The sequence below is a fragment of the Nitrospira sp. genome (genome assembly GCA_035968315.1).
In the GTDB taxonomy this organism is placed as follows: Bacteria; Nitrospirota; Nitrospiria; order Nitrospirales; family Nitrospiraceae; genus Nitrospira_D.
Window position 1 is genome coordinate 300,493 of record JAVYIN010000002.1, and the last position, 19,750, is coordinate 320,242.

Here is a 19,750-nt window from a genome sequence, read left to right on the forward strand (position 1 = left end):
CCACCCTTGCGAATGCTCGGCCCTTGTAGCATAGGGGCAAGAGGAAATCAAAACCAAAATACCGCAGGTAGTAGGGGGACAAGAGCCCCCCTACTAGATATATGGCATCTTTAAGTTCGCGGATTAACTGGCGATGCTGGCTGCGGGCTTACTGGCGGATTCGATCTGGACCAGTTCCTTCGGGAGGAGAAATTCGACATCTTCTTCGATCACCGTGAGTTCTTCCAGCTCGGAGGGGCCGGCGCTTCGGAGGAAGGCCACCACTTCCGTCACCAGCACTTCAGGAGCCGAGGCCCCGGCGGCAATGCCGACGGCCTTCGCGTTCTTCAACCAGTCAGGGTTGATGTCGCTGGCCGAATCGATCAGATAGGATGGAATCCCGCATTGCTCACCCAACTCGCGCAGACGGTTGGAGTTGGAACTGTTCGGCGAGCCGATGACCAAAATGACATCAACCAGCCGGGACAACTCCTTCACCGCATTCTGCCGGTTTTGCGTCGCGTAGCAGATATCTTCCTGATGCGGGCCCTTGATGTTCGGGAATCGCTTGTGAAGCGCGCCGACAATATCCCGGCATTCATCGACACTCAGCGTCGTCTGCGTCACATAAGAAAGATTCACGAGGTTTTCCACCTCGAGCTTTTCAACGTCCTCGACCGACGACACCAAGTGGAACTTGTCGGGAATCTGCCCCAGCGTGCCGATCACTTCCGGGTGGCCGGCATGGCCGATCAGAATCAGCTCATATCCTTGGGTATAGTCGCGGTTCACTTCATTGTGCACTTTGATAACCAGCGGGCAGGTCGCGTCGATGACATGCAGCCGCCGCTTATTCGCTTCGTCCCACACAGACTTCGCCACGCCATGGGCGCTGAAGATCACCACCGATCCCTCGGGCACTTCACCCAGCTCCTCCACGAACACCGCCCCCTTTTGCCGGAGCGAGTTCACCACATGGCGGCTATGCACGATTTCATGACGGACGTAAATGGGCGCCCCATACTTCTTGAGCGAGAGATCGACGATATCGATCGCCCGATCGACTCCGGCGCAAAACCCCCGCGGATTCGCAAGATATATCTTCAGCATCGGCTGATCTCCTTCACGCTTGGCAGGGGGATCGCCCCCTCTACCCCGATATTGAACGGATTCACCTTACGTCAGATCGTCCAAGGCCGTCAACAGATGCCACGACACGCTATTTGACCGGGTGCGCAACCCACCACAACTCCCGTCCCTTACGCGCCCCGTACATCAATACCGTCCCATCAGGAGTAAACCTCAATGAGAGCGGATCAATATAATCGTAGGCGGGAAGCTTGGTGCCTTCAAGCACCACAAACCACTCCGCGGGCGGCCAATCGGTAAAGGCCAAGTAGGCCACCTGGCGGCCGGCTGGGCTGACAACCGGCGCATGGGCCCACCAGCTTCGATAGCCTGGCACCCATTCATACCCGTTCACGAGGCCCCATTCCCCCTGAGCGCTTTCCGCCACGTAAAACACCCGCTGACTGTTCGGACTGAAGGACGGCGCCCCAACCACATCGTACTCGACACGTTCCTGCTGATCGACGATCATGCGGGTGCCGTTTGCAATATAGGCCACCCGCTTTCCATCCGGGCTCACACGCAGCCCCTGCACAGACGAATGGGGCGGACTGTCCTGCCCATTGAACACGACGGTCTTCTCGTTCTCGTTTCCCGTCACGTACGCCAGCGATTCCCCGTCCAGGCTTGCCGCCAGCTCAAACACCCCACCCTTCTTCTTGATGCTTGATTTTCGGCTCCCGTTCACCAGCACACATTTCGATCCCAGGGCGGACTCACAGAGCACATAGATCAGCTCGCCATCTTGGCGATAGACCAGCGGGGTCGCGTCAGCTGAGATCGCCACCGTACGGCCATTTTCCAGAATGGCAAACTTGTCGCGCCCTTGCTCCCGGAAGGCCGCCACATACGCCACCTTCTCCCCATCGGGGCTCAAGGCATAGGACAGGACCTTGCCCGGAGCGGCATAGTGTGTGTCCTGGCCCGTCACACGATCGTGCAGGACCATGTCGGCTTGATCCTTCTGGCGCATCGAATACGCGAGCGTCTTCCCATTGGCGCTGTAGACCAACAGGCCGGTCTCCGCATAGACGGGCGTCACCGCATTTCCGGTTACCACAGCGGTTGGCGGCGAAGGAAGATGGCAGTCACGGTACTCTCGGCAGGAGGCTGGCGGCTTATACGGCTGCCCCTGCAGCCCAACCGGCAATCGATAGGCAAATGACCAGCCATCTGGGCCAAATCGCAGATCGAAATGCAGCGACGTATAGGCATCTCCGCACTCCCCCGGGATGCGGCCGAGTTTGGTGGTGCGGCGGTTCACAGATGCCAGGCTCAATAGACTCGGCCCGGACACCGGCTGGCTCGTGAGCGCAGCCCGGCACGCCTCAGAAACCATTTCAACAGGGGCTGCACCGGATGATGAAACAGAGGAAGTAGGAGCGGGAGAAGGGACAGCGGCTGTACCGGCCCCGACGCTCCGTCCCGGTTCGACCGCACAGGCGGCAAGCGATACGGCCAGCCCCAGCATCGCAATGGCACGATCGATACGCATAGGCCCCTCCCTGATTACCCAACCAGCATAGCATTGCGACCGATTCCCCCCTACGGTTTCAGCTAAACTGACCGGTGCCGTCCCGCCCTTCTCCCTTGCCCGCAGTGACTTGACAGCCTGCCCCCTCCTCCGTAGGCTGGGCGGCACTATGAGCAGCGCCTCGGCCAAGAAAATCCTCATCGTTGAAGACGAGAAAGATATTCTCCAGCTCGTCAAGCTCTATCTGGATAAAGAAGGCTATCGCACCGTCACCGCAGCGACTGGCGCGGAAGGACTCAGGCAGGCACGGGCGGAAAAACCGGATCTGATCGTCCTTGATTTGATGCTCCCGGAAATCGACGGCCTCGAAGTCTGCAAGCGGCTCCGATCAGCGCCGGAAACGGCCATGCTCCCCATTATCATGCTGACGGCCAAAGCGGAGGAATCGGATACCGTCGTCGGACTGGAATTGGGCGCCGACGATTATGTCACCAAGCCCTTCAGCCCCAAGACGCTGGTCGCCCGGGTAAAAGCCCTGTTTCGGCGGATCGACCGGACACCCGATGAAGGCCAGGCCCGGTATAGCTATGGCGGTATCGTGATGGACCTCGCTCGTCACGAACTCACCGTGAACGGGGAAGAAGTCCCCTTGACCGCCAAGGAATTCGGCCTCCTGGAACACCTCTTGAAGAATCCCGGGCGAGTCCTGACGAGAGAAGTGCTGCTGAACGCCGTCTGGGGCTATGAATATTATGGAACGACGAGAACCGTCGACGTCCACGTCAGACGGCTGAAACAGAAGATCCCCTTGCTGGACGACGCCATCATCTCGGTCAAATCACTCGGCTATAAACTGAAAGATGTGAAGGGTGATGAGTGATGCGTGATGCGCGTGGGAATAGGGCGCGACCTGGTGATTTCTTTTACGCACCCCCTTCCAACCTTTCACTTTTCACCTTTCACCTTTCACCTAATTCATGACCCTCTCCATTCGCTGGAAAGTCACCCTTGGCAGCTTTCTCGCCGTCACCTGCGGGCTCGCGGTGGTCGGCCTGCTCATCGTGCAATCCTTCGAACAGCAGGAGATCTCACAGCTGCGCGACATGCTTGAGGCCAGAACCAAGCTCGTGGCCTACGGACTCCGGCCGCTCGAGCCTGCGCCATCATCCGGTTCCGAGCCTGCCTCACTCCAAGCAATCGTGCGCGACTTGGGAAACAGGGCCGCCGCCCGGATCACCCTCGTCTCAGCAAACGGCACGGTCCTCGCCGATAGTGCCGTCGCCGACGCCGACTTAGCCGCCGTCGAAAACCACCTCTCCCGCCCGGAGATCCAGCAAGCCCTCGCCACAGGACAGGGCACGGATATCCGCGCCAGCCACACCACCGGCGAACGCACCATGTATCGCGCGATGGTGATGGACCAGCCCTCTGGACATCCGCCTGTCTTTCTGCGCCTCGGTCTGCCCATGACCATGCTCGATCGGGAAACCGCGAAACTCCAGCGTAATCTCGCCATCGCCCTCGGCGCCGCCTTTCTCATGGCCGTGCTCCTCAGTATCTGGCTGGCCCGCAATATCACCAAACCGCTCTCCGATATGGCCGGCGCCGCCCGCCGGCTCGCGACGGGGGATTCCACCATCCGCATCCACACTCATTCCCGCGACGAAGTCGGCTTGCTTGGCGACACGCTCAATCAGATGACGGACCAGCTGCGCGCCAAGATCGACGAACTGTCAGAAGACCGCGCCCAATTGCTTGCGATGCTGACCTCCATGGTCGAAGGCGTCCTGGTGCTGGACTATCGCGGCCATGTCCTGCAAGTGAACCCGGCGCTTGAGCGGATGTTCGGCGTCTCGCGCACCGACGCCCGGGGACGCCCCTGCGCGGACGTGTTCCGCCATCGCCACCTCATGGATCTGGTCGCCGACATCCTGCGCACCCGCACGAATCATGAAGATGAAATCGTCCTGGCCCCCACAGGCCGCTGCCTGCACATCGAGGCCTCCGTGGCCGGAGGCGAGCGTGAAAACGAAGCCTGCGCGGTGCTCGTCTTTCATGACATCACCGAGCTGCGCCGCCTCGAAAAAATCAGGAAAGACTTCGTCGCCAACGTCTCGCATGAACTGCGGACGCCGCTTACCTCCATTAAAGGCTACGTCGAAGCGCTCTTAGACGGCGGGAAAGACGATCCGGAGACGGCCGTCAACTTCCTCTCGATTATCCTGAAGCAAAGCGACCGGTTGAACCTCATCCTGGAGGATCTGCTGGAGCTGTCGAAAATCGAGTCGGGCAGCGTGTCGTTCAAAGAAGACCCCTTGGACCTGCGCAACCTCATCGACCGCACCCTGTCGATGATCAAACCCCTGGCCGATAAGAAAGGGCATCATCTGGTTTCCTGCGTCCCTGAACATCTGCCCCCCATCGCGGGGGACGAAGGCCGCCTCGTGCAGGTCCTGACGAATCTGCTCGATAATGCCGTGAAGTACACGCCCGAGAAGGGCACCATTACCGTCGCCGCTCAGGCATTGGCTGACGCCGCGCACGCCCAGGCCATTGAGTTGACCGTCACCGATACCGGTATGGGGATCCCGGAACAAGACCGTCCGCGGGTGTTCGAGCGGTTTTACCGCGTGGATAAGGCCCGCTCACGAGAATTGGGAGGGACCGGACTCGGCCTTGCCATTGTGAAACACATTGTGGAGGGCCATGGAGGCCAGGTGTGGGTCGAGGGCAACCAGCCGCACGGCAGCCGCTTTGTCGTGCGCTTGCCGGTGAGAACGCCCCGCGAGTCAGCTTAACAGGCTGCGGAAACACTCGCGTAGAACTGTCAGCATCAATGAATGAAGCAAGCTCGGGAGCAGCTCAGAGCAATCGCAGGATGATCAAAAAGGCCGTCCAGCAAGGCCGCAGCAAGCGAAGAGGCGAAGCCGTACTAACGAACGTACGGAGAGCCTCTGAACGCCGCTGGAGGACTTTTTCAACATCCTGTTAATGCAACAGCGAGAGTAATCCGTAGACCACCGCCCCCAACAATCCGGCGCCTGGGAGGGTAAAGAGCCAGGCCGACAGAATCTTGGTCGTCACGCCCCACCGCACCGCCGACAAACGCTTGGTGGCGCCCACGCCCAGAATCGACGACGTGATGGTATGGGTCGTGCTGACCGGCAACCCGAAGTGCGCGGTAAAGAGCAGCACGCTCGCCGCCCCCGTCTCCGCCGCGAAGCCATGCACCGGTTCCAGCTTCACAATCCGCATCCCCAGGGTCCGCATGATGCGCCACCCGCCGACCATCGTCCCCAACCCCATGGCCAGCGCACAGGACACGATCACCCATGTCGGCACATCGGACGTGGCAAGCTGGCCCGACGAAACCAGCGCCAGCGTAATAATGCCCATCGCCTTCTGCGCGTCGTTGGACCCGTGACTGAAGGCCATGAAACTGGCCGAGAGCAGCTGCAACCGGCTGAAGGTCTTCGTCGCCACCCCGCGATGCACACGGAAAAACATCCAGCTGATCGCGACCATGATCAGAAATCCGATGCCGAAACCGAACAGCGGCGAGAGGACCATCGCCTCCAGGATTTTTTGCAACCCTTTGAATTGCACCACCGCCCAGCCCCCGTGCGCCACTGCCGAGCCGACAAGCCCGCCGATCAGCGCATGGGAGGAACTGGTCGGCAACCCAAGCAGCAGCGTCACCAAATTCCACAGAATCGCGCCGGCCAAGGCCGCCGCGACGACGGCGCTGGTGATCGCCTCGGGAAACACGATTCCGCCACCGATCATCTTGGCGACCGCCGTCGAGAAAAACGCCCCAGCCACATTCAAGACGCCCGCCAGCACCACGGCGGCAAGCGGACTGAGCACGCGGGTCGACACCACCGTGGCCACCGCATTCGCACAGTCGTGCCACCCGTTCGAAAAGTCGAATAACAGGGCCAGCACGACGGTCAGGAGCAATAATCCAGTCAGATCAGGCATAATTTAGGCTCGTGGCGAGAGGTACGCGGCGAGAGGAGGCTCTGAGTTGAGGAACGTCGCTACATAAGTCCTGCAACCTCTCGCCCCTTGCCTCAAGCCCCTCGCCCCTCTCACAAATTAGTTATGTTTGAGCACGATGCGCTCAAGAATATTCGCCACATCTTCGCAGCGATCGGTCCCCGCCTCGAAAGTTTCGTAAATTTCCTTCCACTTGATGACGGCGATGGGATCGGTCTCTTTCTCAAACAATCCGGAAATCGCATCACGCGACACCCGGTCGGCTTCATTCTCCAGACTGTTGACCTGCACGCTGCATTCGTTGATCTGCGCATGCGACATCCCCACGCGATCGACCGCCTGGCCGACCGCCACGGAGGCGTGATAGAGAATGTCCGCGAGCCGGATCGCCGATTCCGTCGGCTTGGTGATTTTATAAATCACGAACCGGTCGGCGACCGCTTCGACCGCATCGAGAATGTCGTCCAGCGCACTGGCCAGATCGTGAATGTCCTCGCGATCGATCGGCGTGATGAAGGTCTGGTTGAGCCGCGTCGCAATGTCGTGGGTAATCCCGTCCCCCACATGCTCGACGTCCTTGATTTGCTTGGCCTGGGCGGCGGGATCATGAAAATGCTCCATCATGTCCTTGAGCAAGCGGCTGCCCTCGATCATGTTGTGCGCCGCCTTCTTAAACAGATCGAAAAAGGCTTCTTCTTTGGGAATGAGACTAAACATGGCCATCCGCGCTCCTGAAAAGTGAACTGGTGCCGTATCTATATCCGCGCTGTGTTACAACCGTATTACCAAATCCTCGGAATTCCCTCATCTACCATCGCATCAGGCCTGTCGCCCACGTCAGCCCGCCCCCAAAGCTGCCCAGCAGCACCAGGTCACCGGCCGCAATCCGGCCGCCGCGCACCGCCGCATCCAAGGCGATCGGCAAGGACGCCGACGAGGTATTTCCATACCGGTCAATCACCGAGGTCAGCCGTTCCGGCGGGACGCCCAACCGCTCCGCGATCCGTGAAAGAATCCGCCCGTTCGCCTGATGCAACACCACCTGCCCCACATCCTCGATCCGAACGCCAAACTCTTTGAGGATCTCCTGCACCGCCTGCTCGACCCGGCGCACCGCGATGCGAAAGAGCGACGCGCCCCGCATTCGCAAGACATGCTCGTGGTTCGCCACGGTCTCCGCCGATGCCGGCCGCCGAGACCCGCCGGCCGGGACACGGATCAGATCATGCTTCGCCCCATCCGCGTACAGCCGAATCCCCAACAAACCTCGCCCATTCGGGCTGTGATCTTCCTCGCCCCGCACCAGCACCGCACCGGCCCCATCGCCGAATAAGGCGGCGGTCGCGGCATCCGCCGGATCCAAAAATCTCGACTTCACTTCGGCGGCAATCACGAGACACGTGGCCGCCTGTCCGCTCCTGATCATGGCGTCGGCCATCGACAACCCATAGAGAAACCCGGAACAGGACGCCGACACATCAAACGCCCCGACGCCCCGGCAACCAAGTCCCCGCTGGACAAAACAGGCCGTTGACGGGAAGGCCATGTCCGAGGACGTCGTCGAGAGAATCACCGCGTCCACCGCAGAGGCCTCGCAACCGGCGGACTCAAGCGCCAAGCGGCTGGCGCCGATTGCAAGATCGGACGTGGCCTGCCCGTCAACGGCCCAACGCCGCTCACGAATGCCCGTCAGACGCTCGATCTGCCCAGCGGACATCCCCAGGGGGCCAGCCACCTCATGATTTTCCACCACCCGATCCGGCAGACAGCTGCCGGTCCCGATAATGCGCAGACGTTTCATCCTGTTCAATGACCGATAGAAAACCGGCACATACCGTATCCCCCGTGCATGGCCGCGAGATTATAGGGGTCCTATGGAGGCGGGTCAACCAATCGGCTCCGGCATTGCTTTTCACCGTAACTCTTGTTATGAATTCACACAGTGATGATACCCTCTCATATCTCCCCATCCCGGCACTGCTCAGACGGCTGGCGTTCGATAGGCTTGCTGGCGCTTGGCCTTGTCCTTCTGTCGCTTCTGGCCACAGCCTGTTCCAGCACGCCAAAAGAAAAAACGGCTGGCAAGAAACCCATCGGGGGCACCGACGAGCAGATCTTTCTGGGAGATGCCTTCGGGACAGAAAAGAACTATGACCCGAATGTGATCATGAAACGCGGCGAAGCCTTCTTCGAAAAAGAAGAATATGCCGAGGCCCTGGTGGAGTTTAACCACTTCCTCGACCTTCACAAAACGCATATTCTTGCGCCCTATGCGGCCTTTCGCATCGGCGAAACCCACTTCAAGATGGCCAAATCCATTGACCGGGACCCCGAACCCCTGCAAAAAGCCATCACGGCGTTGGAACGGATGCGAAAGGACTTCCCCAACAGCCGCTATGACGCCCAGGCCCAACAGAAAATCCAGGAATGCCACGATTGGCTCGCCCAGACCCACCTGCTCGTGGGCCAGTTCTATTATCGCCGCGAGTCCTATCTCGCCGCCGTCCACCGGTTCGAGCAGATTTTGAAGATCTACCCGGATAAGCCGGTTGCACCCGACGCCCTTTACTTTCTGGCATTGAGCTATCACGAGATGGGCGCGGACGATTGGGCCGCGAACTATCTCACACTCTTGGCGCAGAAATATCCCGATAGCACAGTGGCAGGCAAGGGGAAAACGCTCCTGGCCAAACTCGGCGGATCTGCGGCCGGCATGATGGCCGCCAAGGATCCCAGCGCGCCAACATTTGCCGATACTCCTCCCTCATCCCCCTCCGGGAATGGAACGGCTCTCCCCGACCTCTCCAATGCCGCATCGACGCTCAACGGACTGCGGCTCCCTTCAGCCAATAGCCTTGGCCAAGCCTTTACAGCCTGCCGCCTCGGCGCCTGGTGCTAACCAATTAGCAGCGAGTCCTGAGAATTGAGTGCTGAGCGATGAAGAAACCGCTTGGCGAGAATGACTTTCGTGCCGAGCTGATAGGTGATCGCTAGATTACTGGCCCAAGGTCCAGCCGATTCCGTGTTGTTCGAGGAAGCTGGTGATCATCGTCAGCGAATTGGCGTAGATCATGATGCCGACGATGATCAGAAACACGCCGCTTACCGTTGAGACGCCCCAGAGATAGGCCCGCACTTCCTTGAAATAGGCCAGGAAGCGATCGACACCCAGGGCGGTCAAAAACAACGGCAGACCGAGACCGAGGGAATAACAGGCCAAGAGCACGATGCCGTTGAGCAGCGAGTCGGTCGTGCTGGCATACAGAAGAATGGTCCCCAGCACCGGCCCGACACAGGGCGTCCACCCGGCCGCGAACGCCACGCCGATCAGGAACGACCCCAAATAGCCGGCCGGGCGGTTGCGAAACTGATACCGGTGCTCCATCTTCAGAAAATTCAGATTCAAGATGCCCAACAGATAGAGGCCGAACACGATGATCATAATGCCGCCGATGCGGCGGATATGATCCTGATAGGTAATCAGCATCTGGCCGATAAAACTGGCCGACGCGCCAAAGGCGATGAAGACGGAGGAGAATCCGGCAATAAACAGCAGCGCGTTCACCACGATCGCCGTCTTGAACTTGCTGCGCTCGCCGGCGTCGGTCAGCTGTTCCACCGACAAGCCGGTGATATAGGAAATGTAAGAGGGCACCAGAGGCAGCACGCAGGGCGATACGAACGACAAGAGCCCCGCCGAAAATGCGGCGACTAACGAAATCTGGGGCATCGATTGCAGCATCGCTAATATTTCAGCATGGCTTGGATCAGCTCACGCGCCTCAGGCGCATCCCAATTTCTGGCGCCTGGCACCTTCTGCCGGACGATCCCATTGCGGTCCACCATGAAGGTCATGGGCAAGGACCGCGCCCCATACATCAAGCCGACACGATAATCGGCATCATGCACAATGGGAAAGGTGAAGCCCATTTCCTGCTGGAACGGCCTGGTCACCGCCGCCCCTTGCGCGTCGGTGGAGACCGCGAGAATCTCAAAGTCTTTGCGCGCATAACTGCGGTAGAGCTGTTCCATGGCCGGCATCTCGATCCGGCAGGGGCCGCACCACGTCGCCCAGAAATTCAGCAGCACCACTTTCCCGCGCAACTGCGAGAGGGACACCATGTTGCCCGCAAGATCGCGCAATTGAAAATTCGGCGCCTCATCCCCCACTCTGACCACACCGCGCTCCGCAACCGATTCAGCCTGCACAGAAACCGGCTCAGGACCTGCCGCCCAAGATGACATTGCCCATGCCGTGACTGACAACCCCAGCAGGCCAAGTCCACACAGCCGCCGCGTCATAGCCCACCTGCCTTGGAAGCCATCCCCGGAGTGCTGCCGCCGTCCGCCGTCTTGGGCATGACATTGAGCAAAGTTGTGATGGTCTTGAGGTTATCGATGCGCGTCCAATCTTTCGGCCCGATAATAATTTCTCGAATGACGCCCTGCTGGTCGATGATAAAGGTTTCCGGCACTCCCATCCGCTTATAGGGCTTGTCCGTCTTCCCCCAGGAATCGAGCAGCACGGGGAACGTGAGATTGAGCCCCTTCACAAACGGGGGAATATCTTTGGCCGTCGTCACCCGGTCGATGCTGACCGCCAGAATGACGAGGCCGTCTTTTTCGAAATTCTTGTTGAGCACTTCCATCGAGGGCATTTCCTCTCGACAGGGCGCGCACCAGGTGGCCCAAAAATTCAGGAAGACGACCTTCCCGCGAAAGTCAGACAAGCGGTAGGGCTTTTCGTTCAGATCGGTGAGCGCAAAATCCGGCGCCGTCTTGCCGACGACAAGCGGTTCATACTTGGCGCTTTGCAGCCACACAATGACAAAGGTCGCCGCGAGCACCAGCGCCCCCGCGCCAAGAATAAATACGCGCGACAACGTTGCCGGCGGTGGAGTGACGGATTGATCAGCCATAGGTAATACCGGCTGAGACGTGCGGCAACAGGATCGTCGATGCCACAGGCCCCACCCCCTTGTGTCCTATTCGTTTACGCGTAGGCGTGCAGCCCGGACAGGAGAAAGTTGACGCCCCAGAAACAGAATACGACCATCAAGAATCCAAAGACGGCATAGATCGCCGCTTTGCGGCCTTCCCACCCGCGCGTCATGCGCGCATGGATGTAGGCGCCGTAAATCAGCCAGACGATCAGCGACCAGGTTTCTTTCGGGTCCCAGCTCCAGTAGCCGCCCCAGGCGTAATTCGCCCACATGGCGCCGAGAATGATGCCGAAGGCCAGCAGTGGAAACCCGATGGTGATGGCCTTGTAGCCCAGCTCATCGATGGTCTCGAGATCGGGAAAGGCCGCGTAAAAGCCCGTTGTCTTCCCTTGGCGCTCCGCCCGCTCTTTAAAAAGATACATGAGGCCCAGCCCGCCGGCCATGGCAAAGGCCGCATAACTCGTCAAGGTGACGGACACATGAATGTAGATCCAATAGCTATTGAGGGCCGGCACCAGCGGCTCGGCTGTCTGATAGCGATAGGGCAAGAGCGACGCCGCCCCCATTGCAATGAACCCGATTCCGACAACGAAGGCGCCGACCGCCTTAATCTTGTAGCGCAATTCCAGAATAACGTAGCCGAGAATAATGGCCCAAGACACATAGGCCATCGCTTCAAACTGATTTGACCAGGGGGCAAACGTGCCGGAATGCTCCATGCGTTCAAACGCGCGGGTGAACAGCGCCCCGGTATTCACCAGCCAGCCAAAGACCGTCACCAGAGTAGCCACCTGCCCCAACTGCGTGGCCCAGGCGCCATCACGCTCATCGAAGTTGTCGCTGGGATGCCCCGCCGGAGCCAGGGCCATCGTCGGGCGGCGCGCAAACAGATAACCGATATACAGCACGAGGGCTGCCAGGTAGAGCCAGAACGTCATATCGAACAAGAACAACGATCGCATCATGATCACGTCCTCCGTCTATCGTCTGCGCAGGCTTCTGCGCCTGTCTATCATACCCAAGGAGAGGCCTCAGCCGCCACCCGCTCACGCCTTGAACGTCTGAATCTTCTCCGTCAGCTTGCGGAACTCCTTATTGAAGTCGATCTGACTCTTATGGGTCGTGCCGCCGATGTGCACCACGACACCGGTGGGCGTCGGCACGATCTTCGTCCAAATCCGCCGATGAAAAATGAACGAGGAGAGGGTGATCCCCACCACGATCATCGTACACCCGGTCCACACGACGTTGATCCCCGGATTCTTGGCGATCTGCAATCCGGTAAACTTCCGCGGCTTATACCCGACCAACTCGAATTGGTACTTGGAATCCTTGATTTCAAACAGGTCGGGGAACTGCTGGAACAGCCAGGGGGTCGCCTGCACCGAATCGCGCTCGGTCAGAACGAGCTTGATCGCCGGGTTGGCGTGCTCAATCGTCTTGGAATAGACTTTTTTCTCCGTGGAGTTGAAGGCGAAGTCCGCCACGAAATCCGTAATCGACAGCTTCAGATTGAGATCAGGCAGCGTCTGCTCCTTCTGCCATTCGAGGTCGACCGTCTTCAGAACCTTGTCGGTTTCCTTATCCTTGATATTAATGCGGGCGACTTCCACCTGGTCCCACGCATCACCATAGCTGGATTGATAAAACCAAATGCCGTTGTACACCAGCGGATCATTGACCGTAATGGTCTTCGTGGCCTTTGCCTGCCCGCCCTCCAGCACCGTCAGCGTACTGTTATAGGACTTGACCGAGCCATTTTCGTGATAGTCGATCCAGAACTTATCGACCTTCAGATCGAAGTTGCCGCGCGGAATATGGTACGTCTGGCCTTCCAGACAGACGCCGAATTCCTGAAACCCATAATAGCTGCCGAGCAGACCGCCGAGCACGATCACCGTCGCGCTCAGGTGCGCCATGTGGGCGCCGACCCGTCCCATCACCCCCTTGGTCGCATAGACGGTGACTTCGCCCGGCTCGTTCTTCGCCAGGACCCGATAGCCTTTTGACACGAAGTGCTGCACGAGACTCTGAGCAACCGACTCCTTGGTGTTCTCGACGGGAATCTCGGCCTGCTGCTTCAGATTCTTGACGAACGCCATCGTGACGCCCACCTTGTCCTGCTTCATGGAGCGCCACACGGAAGGAAACCGCTTGTAGAAGCAGGTAAGGGAGTTCACACACAAAAGACCGAGCAGGCTGGTAAACCACCAGGTGTGATAGACGTCCGTGAACCCGAGCCGGAGAAACCACCGATACGCGTTCTCCCCGTATTCCTGGATATAGACCTCGGCCCGCTCCCCTTGCTGGATCACGGTCCCGATCGTGGCGGTGATCGCGATAAAGAGGAAGAGGAAAATGGCGAGTTTGACCGATGCGAAAAAATCGACTAACTCGCGGGAAAATTCGTCCCAGCCTAATCCCGGAGTCGATGGACGCGGAGGGGCCGGTTCCGTAGGAAGGGCATCAGATTGGCTATTCATGTAGATTTATTTCTCCCCCTCCGACAGATTCCATCGCATACAGGAGATGCGGTCCCCGCCCTTCTCCCGAAGAGCCGGACGCACACCCACCCAATCTGCGCGATGTCTGTCGATCTGGGGTATTGCTATTGCTGAAGTGTGCCTAAGTCCGCGAAAATTTGATCATCTTACAAGTGGGGTTCATCGAGAGTCAAGCAAGCCTGTCAGAGCGCGAGAGGATGTTCCCACAAGGGAAATGATGGACAATAATGGCCATCTCCGCTAAGATTCGACGATTCTACGAAACGGACCCGTCGCCCGGCACACAGCACACCTGCGCCGATATCACGTACGGATTTCGACAACCAGAATTTAGAGGGAACGAATGAGAAACAATTACCTGTTTACGTCCGAATCTGTCACCGAAGGGCACCCCGACAAAATCGCCGACCAAATTTCCGACGGGATTCTGGACGCGATTCTCGCCCAAGATAAATATTCCCGCGTCGCCTGCGAAACGATCCTCACCACCGGCATTGCCTTCGTCGCCGGGGAAATCTCCACCAAAGCCTATGTGGAGATCCCCGACATCATCCGCGACGTGATCAAGGACGTGGGCTACAACGATGCCTCGTGGGGGTTCGACTCCCATACCTGCTCGGTCCTGACCGCCATTCATCAGCAATCCAGCGACATTGCCATGGGCGTGGACTCAGGCGGCGCCGGCGACCAGGGCTTGATGTTTGGCTACGCCACCAACGAAACCACGGAATTGATGCCGATGCCGATCGTGCTGGCCCATCGGCTGACCAAGCGCCTGGCGGAAGTCCGGAAGAAGAAGATCCTCAACTGGGTGCGCCCGGACGGCAAGTCCCAAGTCACGGTTGAATACAAGAACGGCAAGCCGGTGCGTATCGATACCATCGTCGTCTCGACCCAGCACAGCCCCGATGTCACCAACAAGCAGATCGAACGCGATATCATGGAAAAGGTCATCAAGCCCGTCATGCCGAAGGGGCTCTACAACCCCGCCAGCGTGAAACACCACATCAATCCGACCGGCCGTTTCGTCGTCGGCGGGCCGATGGGCGACACCGGCCTCACCGGCCGCAAGATCATCGTCGATACCTATGGCGGCCATGGCAGCCACGGCGGCGGCGCCTTCTCCGGCAAGGATCCGACAAAGGTGGACCGCTCCGCCTCCTACATGGCGCGCTACATCGCCAAGAATATCGTCGCAGCGGGACTCGCTGATAAGTGCGAGGTCCAGCTGGCCTATGCCATCGGCGTGGCAGACCCCGTCTCCGTGCTCGTCGATACCAAGAACACCGAAAAGATGGCCGTGGAGAGCCTCGATAAGCTCGTCCGCAAACATTTCCCGCTGACCCCGCGCGGCATCATCGATCACCTGAAGCTCCGCCGGCCGATCTTCCGCAAGACCGCGGCCTACGGCCACTTTGGCCGCAACGAACCGGAATTCACCTGGGAAAAGACCGACAAGGCCAAAGCCTTGCGCAGAGACGCGGGGCTCTAGTTTCCCCATTAGGCAACCGATAGGGCAGCACGGAAACGGGCGATAACCCTGTTTCCCTGCTGCCTATCACGTATCACCCGTCACTCATCACTGCACTGGAGGACTCCGTGGATTACGATGTGAAAGACATTAAGCTGGCCGACCAAGGCAAACTCAAGATCGAATGGGCCGAGGCCACCATGCCGGTACTGCGCCTCATTCGCGCACGATTCAAGCGGCAACAGCCGCTGAAAGGCGTGCGGGTCACCGCCTGTCTCCACGTCACCACGGAAACGGCAAATCTGGCCATTACCCTCAAGGCCGGCGGAGCCGATGTCCGCCTCTGCGCGTCGAATCCCCTCAGCACACAGGATGACGTGGCCGCCGCGCTTGTCCAGCATGAAGGCATTCCGACCTTCGCCATCAAGGGCGAAGACAACGCGACCTACTACCGCCACATCGAATCCGCCATTGCCCATCGGCCGCACCTCTCGATGGATGACGGCGCCGACGTCGTCTCGCATCTGCACTCCAAGCGCAAAGAGCTGTTGCGCAATGTGATCGGCGGCACCGAGGAAACCACCACCGGCGTCATCCGGCTCCGGAGCATGGCCGAGAAAAAGGTCCTGAAGTTCCCCGTCATCTCCGTGAACGATGCCGACACCAAGCACATGTTCGACAACCGCTACGGCACGGGCCAATCCACCATGGACGGCATCATTCGCGCGACCAACCGCCTCGTGTGCGGCTCCGTCGTCGTCGTGGCCGGCTACGGCTGGTGCGGGCGCGGCATTGCCATGCGCGCCAAGGGCATGGGCGCCGATGTGGTGGTCACCGAAATCGATCCGTTGAAAGCGCTCGAAGCCGTCATGGATGGCTACCGCGTCATGCCCATGGAAGAGGCCGCCCCTATCGGCGATTTCTTCGTGACCGTGACCGGGAACTTAAAAGTCATCCGCGGCGAGCACTTCGCCAAGATGAAAGACGGCGCCATCGTCTGCAACAGCGGTCACTTCAACGTGGAGCTCGATATTCCAGCCTTGGAGAAACTGGCCAAGAAGCGGAAAGTCGTCCGCGACGGCGTCGAGCAGTTTACGTTCAAGAACGGCCATCGCGTCAGCCTTCTTGGCGAAGGCCGCTTGGTCAATCTCGCGACCGCCGAAGGCCATCCGTCGAGCGTCATGGACATGAGCTTCGCCAATCAGGCCCTGAGCGCGGAATACATCGTGAAGAACTATAAGATGCTGGAGAAGAAGGTCTACCCGGTCCCCGCCGTCATCGATAAAGAAATCTCCCGGCTCAAGCTCGCCGGCATGGGAGTACATATCGACAAGCTGACGAAGGAACAAGAAAAATATCTGGCCAGCTGGGAAATGGGCACATAGAACGCACGTGCGGGGCGGGCACTCTCAGTGCTCGCTCACCGCACTTGCAAGACCCATCGAGTTTTCATATAGCCAGCTACACCACTACAACTGGTACAGAAGCTCCCCCGCTTCTTTCGGCATATTCCTCATGGACCGCCTTCTTCCGAGCCGCTATACTCTTCTCCGTTGATCCCTCTCTCTTCCGCGTCGATCACCGAGGTGCTATGGCCGCCATGCCTCACGATCCCGATCTTCCTCGGACGCTGATTCTCGACGAACTGTTCGACCTCTCGCTCTACCAAGCATTGCGGGATGTCACTCAGCCGGATGTCCACGAGACGCTGGATGAATTAATCAAGGTTGAAACGGCGCATCTCGCCTTCTGGAAGAAATTCTTCAATCTTGCTCCCGACCGTCTCGACCTTGGCCGCCGCATCAAATTGCACGTTATGATGCTGATTTGCCGGATGTTCGGGTCAACCGCCGTGCACCTCGTGCTCGAAGCGATTGAAGTCCATGGCGTACGAAAGTACCTCGCCATCTGGCGGGAGTATCAAGGCCAGCCCCTGGCGGACGCCTTGCGCGGCATCCTGATGGATGAATTCAAACATGAGGACGTCCTCGTCACCGCGCTGACCCAGCGTAAAATCAACGCCGAGAAGATTCGCAATATTTTTCTGGGATTGAACGACGGGTTGGTGGAGATCCTCGGCGCCGTCAGCGGATTTTTCGGCGCATTCGGCAGCGCCACCATGGTTTTGATCGCCGCGTCGACAACGGCGGTCGCCGGTGCACTCTCGATGGGAGCGGGCGCGTTCCTGGCCCTCAACTCTGAAAAGGAAGTGAAATCGACCGAACTGGCCAGGAGAATCTTCCTGGGAGAACAGTCTGACGAGACGCCGATGGAAGAGCAGCCATTGGCCTCGGCTCTCGTCGTTGGATCGGCCTACCTCATGGGCGCTGTCGTGCCCGTTCTGCCCGTGCTTATTGGAGCGCAGGATGCCCTGTATTCCGTCCTTACGGCCGGACTCATGGTGGTGCTGGTGTCGACCATCTTATCGTTCTTGTCCGGAATGGATATCACCAGGCGCATCGCGCTCAATCTGATGATCATCACCGTCGCCGTGAGTGTGAGCTACGGCATCGGCATCGTGGCCAAGCACATCTGGGGCATTGCGGTCTAGCGTGCCTGGAACATCGGCAACTCCCGCGACCCCTCCGCTTCCTGTTGAATCCGCAGACGTTCCAGCCGCGAGGCTTCCATCACGTCGTGCAACATCTCGTCGCTCAACTGGGTAAGCTGCGCGGCCGCGTCCTTCGTTTCGGCATGTTCCACCGCGCGCGAGAGTACCTCGGCCTTGGTTGCGCCGGTCTTCTTTCCCATGAACGGCTTGGCGATCAGATAGGCCACGTCGCGCACAGGCATGAACCGGAGAAACCGGCGGAGCAATCGATAGGTCTGGAGCGGATAGTGCGTGAGCTTGTACAGGAACAACTTTTTGAGGCCCTGCTGCCGCACGTCGTTGATGACTTCACCGGGCAGACAGGTGGGATCGATCTCCGAACATTTGAAATACTTGTACCAATCCGTCACATCGCTGACGAGCCCGCGCTTCACATATTCCTGCCATAAGGGCGTGCCTCGATAGACACAGAGCCGGTTAAACCCGAAGGTATCGAGCGGCAGCTTGGAGGCGAAATCGAAGGTGGCTTGCATGTCCTCGACCGTTTCGTCGGGGTTCCCGACCGTGAAGAACCCGTGCACGATTTCGATACCGGCTTTTTTGGCATTCTTCACCGCCGTCGTCACCTCGGCCAACGTCTGCTCTTTCTTCAGCCGGTCCAGAATCTTTTGACTGCCGCTTTCGATCCCGAACATGACCGTGCGGCAGTGCGCCTTGGCCATGGCGGGGAACAAATGCTGGGCGACGGAATCGACCCGCCCCTCGATGCCCCATTGAATCTTGAGATTGGCGTCGGTCACCCCCGTGCAAATCGCTTCGATGCGCTTGGGCTGAAGCAGAAAGTGATCGTCGACAAAATAGACCGATCCATAGCCATTCGCTTCAAGATATTTCAGCTCATCGACGACATGCTGCGCGCTCCGCGCCCGCCACTTGCCCTCATTGAACACCGGAATGTCGCAGAACACGCAGGGCCAGGGACAGCCGCGAGAGGTCTGCATCGTCGTGAAGCGCTCCATCGACAATACCGCCGGCACATCGAGCGGCATCGACTCGACAAAGTCGAGCTTGAGGCTCTCGCGGTCAGGAAACGGCCATTGATCCAGATGCCGCTCCATCGGGCGGCCCGGGTTGTTGATGACCTGGCCATCCTTCATCCAGGTCACACCCGCAACGGTTTCGGGGTCTTGCAGGTTGGCCAGAAGATCGAGCAGAAGCTGTTCGCCGTCGCCACGGCACACGAAATCGACCTCCCGGCATTGCAGCTTCACCAACCCCGCATTGAGGCTCGCAAACACGCCTCCGAAGGCCAGTTTGACGGTGGAGTCCGCCGCACGAATCTGGCGCGCAAGAATCTTGGCGTAGGGGTAACTCGTCGTGCTCAGAAAGCTCAGGCCCACAAGGGCCGGCTTTTGTTGCTTGATCGCCTCAACGATGACGTCGTTCGGCGTGTCCGGATTGGCCTGGTCAAACATCACACACTCGTGGCCGGCCTGTTTCAGGACGGACGAGAGCGACATGATGCCGATGGGCGGGAAGCCCATGACGCGGATATTGCCATTTTTCGCACGGGTTTTTGCCGGATGGGCGTAGAACTGGGGATCGCGGACGTGGACCAGAAACACGAGCATAGGCAGCCTCTCACTGTGGTAGACAGCGACCGGGGCTCCACTACTTGCCACCGTGTCTCTCCGACGGAGA

The 19,750-nt window shown here is 59.1% G+C and carries 17 protein-coding genes; 6 read left to right on the top strand and 11 right to left on the bottom strand.

Going from position 1 to position 19,750, the window contains the following annotated elements:
- Nucleotides 1–123: 123 nt before the first annotated feature.
- Together ispH and RI101_01745 are read right to left on the bottom strand one after the other, a co-directional pair.
- Nucleotides 124–1,089 (bottom strand): 4-hydroxy-3-methylbut-2-enyl diphosphate reductase, encoded by a 966-nt coding sequence (ispH, locus tag RI101_01740; GenBank protein MEC4888755.1) that lies wholly within the window; start codon nt 1,087–1,089, stop codon nt 124–126.
- A gap of 109 nt (nt 1,090–1,198) precedes the next feature.
- The gene (locus RI101_01745) at nt 1,199–2,602 is read right to left on the bottom strand and encodes a hypothetical protein (GenBank protein ID MEC4888756.1); all 1,404 of its coding nucleotides are present in this window, start codon (nt 2,600–2,602) and stop codon (nt 1,199–1,201) included.
- A gap of 148 nt (nt 2,603–2,750) precedes the next feature.
- On the opposite strand from RI101_01745, the gene RI101_01750 reads away from it, so the two are divergent.
- Together RI101_01750 and RI101_01755 are read left to right on the top strand one after the other, a co-directional pair.
- Nucleotides 2,751–3,461 (top strand): response regulator transcription factor, encoded by a 711-nt coding sequence (locus RI101_01750; GenBank protein MEC4888757.1) that lies wholly within the window; start codon nt 2,751–2,753, stop codon nt 3,459–3,461.
- A 97-nt stretch (nt 3,462–3,558) separates the two neighbouring features.
- Entirely contained in the window at nt 3,559–5,379 is a 1,821-nt protein-coding gene (locus RI101_01755) for an ATP-binding protein (GenBank protein MEC4888758.1), read from the top strand.
- 190 nt (nt 5,380–5,569) lie between these two features.
- Here RI101_01755 and RI101_01760 read toward each other — a convergent pair whose 3' ends face one another.
- The 3 genes from RI101_01760 to RI101_01770 form a co-directional block, all read right to left on the bottom strand.
- The gene (locus RI101_01760) at nt 5,570–6,562 is read right to left on the bottom strand and encodes an inorganic phosphate transporter (GenBank protein ID MEC4888759.1); all 993 of its coding nucleotides are present in this window, start codon (nt 6,560–6,562) and stop codon (nt 5,570–5,572) included.
- Between the two features lie 117 nt (nt 6,563–6,679).
- Entirely contained in the window at nt 6,680–7,303 is a 624-nt protein-coding gene (locus RI101_01765; protein MEC4888760.1) for a DUF47 family protein, read from the bottom strand.
- Nucleotides 7,304–7,388: 85 nt separating this feature from the next.
- Nucleotides 7,389–8,381 (bottom strand): beta-ketoacyl-ACP synthase III, encoded by a 993-nt coding sequence (locus RI101_01770; protein MEC4888761.1) that lies wholly within the window; start codon nt 8,379–8,381, stop codon nt 7,389–7,391.
- A gap of 144 nt (nt 8,382–8,525) precedes the next feature.
- Here RI101_01770 and bamD point away from each other — a divergent pair, with 144 nt between their 5' ends.
- Entirely contained in the window at nt 8,526–9,479 is a 954-nt protein-coding gene (gene bamD, locus RI101_01775; protein MEC4888762.1) for an outer membrane protein assembly factor BamD, read from the top strand.
- Between the two features lie 96 nt (nt 9,480–9,575).
- On the opposite strand, the gene RI101_01780 is transcribed toward bamD, so the two are convergent.
- The 5 genes from RI101_01780 to RI101_01800 all read right to left on the bottom strand — a co-directional run bounded on the left by RI101_01780 (nt 9,576) and on the right by RI101_01800 (nt 14,006).
- Complete coding sequence (locus RI101_01780) at nt 9,576–10,322, bottom strand: cytochrome c biogenesis protein CcdA (GenBank protein MEC4888763.1); 747 nt, start codon at nt 10,320–10,322, stop codon at nt 9,576–9,578.
- A gap of 2 nt (nt 10,323–10,324) precedes the next feature.
- Nucleotides 10,325–10,882, bottom strand: a complete 558-nt coding sequence (locus tag RI101_01785) for a TlpA disulfide reductase family protein (GenBank protein ID MEC4888764.1) — start codon at nt 10,880–10,882, stop codon at nt 10,325–10,327.
- A complete protein-coding gene (locus RI101_01790) occupies nt 10,879–11,499 on the bottom strand; it encodes a TlpA disulfide reductase family protein (GenBank protein MEC4888765.1) in 621 nt (206 codons plus the stop codon). The genes RI101_01785 and RI101_01790 overlap by 4 nt, the downstream gene beginning before the upstream one ends.
- 74 nt (nt 11,500–11,573) lie before the next feature.
- Entirely contained in the window at nt 11,574–12,488 is a 915-nt protein-coding gene (ccsB, locus tag RI101_01795) for a c-type cytochrome biogenesis protein CcsB (protein ID MEC4888766.1), read from the bottom strand.
- Nucleotides 12,489–12,569: 81 nt separating this feature from the next.
- On the bottom strand, nt 12,570–14,006 hold the full coding sequence (locus RI101_01800; protein MEC4888767.1) for a cytochrome c biogenesis protein ResB: 1,437 nt from the start codon (nt 14,004–14,006) through the stop codon (nt 12,570–12,572).
- 364 nt (nt 14,007–14,370) lie between these two features.
- On the opposite strand from RI101_01800, the gene metK reads away from it, so the two are divergent.
- The 3 genes from metK (at nt 14,371) to RI101_01815 (ending at nt 18,049) form a co-directional block, all read left to right on the top strand.
- A complete protein-coding gene (metK, locus tag RI101_01805) occupies nt 14,371–15,519 on the top strand; it encodes a methionine adenosyltransferase (GenBank protein MEC4888768.1) in 1,149 nt (382 codons plus the stop codon).
- A 107-nt stretch (nt 15,520–15,626) separates the two neighbouring features.
- Nucleotides 15,627–16,883, top strand: a complete 1,257-nt coding sequence (gene ahcY / locus RI101_01810) for an adenosylhomocysteinase (GenBank protein ID MEC4888769.1) — start codon at nt 15,627–15,629, stop codon at nt 16,881–16,883.
- A gap of 206 nt (nt 16,884–17,089) precedes the next feature.
- The gene (locus RI101_01815; GenBank protein MEC4888770.1) at nt 17,090–18,049 is read left to right on the top strand and encodes a VIT1/CCC1 transporter family protein; all 960 of its coding nucleotides are present in this window, start codon (nt 17,090–17,092) and stop codon (nt 18,047–18,049) included.
- Here RI101_01815 and RI101_01820 read toward each other — a convergent pair.
- Nucleotides 18,046–19,680 carry a radical SAM protein gene (locus RI101_01820; GenBank protein ID MEC4888771.1) on the bottom strand — a complete coding sequence of 545 codons (1,635 nt, stop codon included), beginning with the start codon at nt 19,678–19,680 and terminating at the stop codon, nt 18,046–18,048. The genes RI101_01815 and RI101_01820 overlap by 4 nt on opposite strands.
- Nucleotides 19,681–19,750: the final 70 nt, after the last annotated feature.

Bases quoted from the DNA above. Each gene is read 5' to 3' on its own strand.
- ispH (MEC4888755.1), bottom strand. From the start codon at position 1,089: ATGCTGAAGATATATCTTGCGAATCCGCGGGGGTTTTGCGCCGGAGTC.
- RI101_01745 (MEC4888756.1), bottom strand. From the start codon at position 2,602: ATGCGTATCGATCGTGCCATTGCGATGCTGGGGCTGGCCGTATCGCTT.
- RI101_01750 (MEC4888757.1), top strand. From the start codon at position 2,751: ATGAGCAGCGCCTCGGCCAAGAAAATCCTCATCGTTGAAGACGAGAAA.
- RI101_01755 (MEC4888758.1), top strand. From the start codon at position 3,559: ATGACCCTCTCCATTCGCTGGAAAGTCACCCTTGGCAGCTTTCTCGCC.
- RI101_01760 (MEC4888759.1), bottom strand. From the start codon at position 6,562: ATGCCTGATCTGACTGGATTATTGCTCCTGACCGTCGTGCTGGCCCTG.
- RI101_01765 (MEC4888760.1), bottom strand. From the start codon at position 7,303: ATGGCCATGTTTAGTCTCATTCCCAAAGAAGAAGCCTTTTTCGATCTG.
- RI101_01770 (MEC4888761.1), bottom strand. From the start codon at position 8,381: ATGAAACGTCTGCGCATTATCGGGACCGGCAGCTGTCTGCCGGATCGG.
- bamD (MEC4888762.1), top strand. From the start codon at position 8,526: ATGATACCCTCTCATATCTCCCCATCCCGGCACTGCTCAGACGGCTGG.
- RI101_01780 (MEC4888763.1), bottom strand. From the start codon at position 10,322: ATGCTGCAATCGATGCCCCAGATTTCGTTAGTCGCCGCATTTTCGGCG.
- RI101_01785 (MEC4888764.1), bottom strand. From the start codon at position 10,882: ATGACGCGGCGGCTGTGTGGACTTGGCCTGCTGGGGTTGTCAGTCACG.
- RI101_01790 (MEC4888765.1), bottom strand. From the start codon at position 11,499: ATGGCTGATCAATCCGTCACTCCACCGCCGGCAACGTTGTCGCGCGTA.
- ccsB (MEC4888766.1), bottom strand. From the start codon at position 12,488: ATGATGCGATCGTTGTTCTTGTTCGATATGACGTTCTGGCTCTACCTG.
- RI101_01800 (MEC4888767.1), bottom strand. From the start codon at position 14,006: ATGAATAGCCAATCTGATGCCCTTCCTACGGAACCGGCCCCTCCGCGT.
- metK (MEC4888768.1), top strand. From the start codon at position 14,371: ATGAGAAACAATTACCTGTTTACGTCCGAATCTGTCACCGAAGGGCAC.
- RI101_01815 (MEC4888770.1), top strand. From the start codon at position 17,090: ATGGCCGCCATGCCTCACGATCCCGATCTTCCTCGGACGCTGATTCTC.
- RI101_01820 (MEC4888771.1), bottom strand. From the start codon at position 19,680: ATGCTCGTGTTTCTGGTCCACGTCCGCGATCCCCAGTTCTACGCCCAT.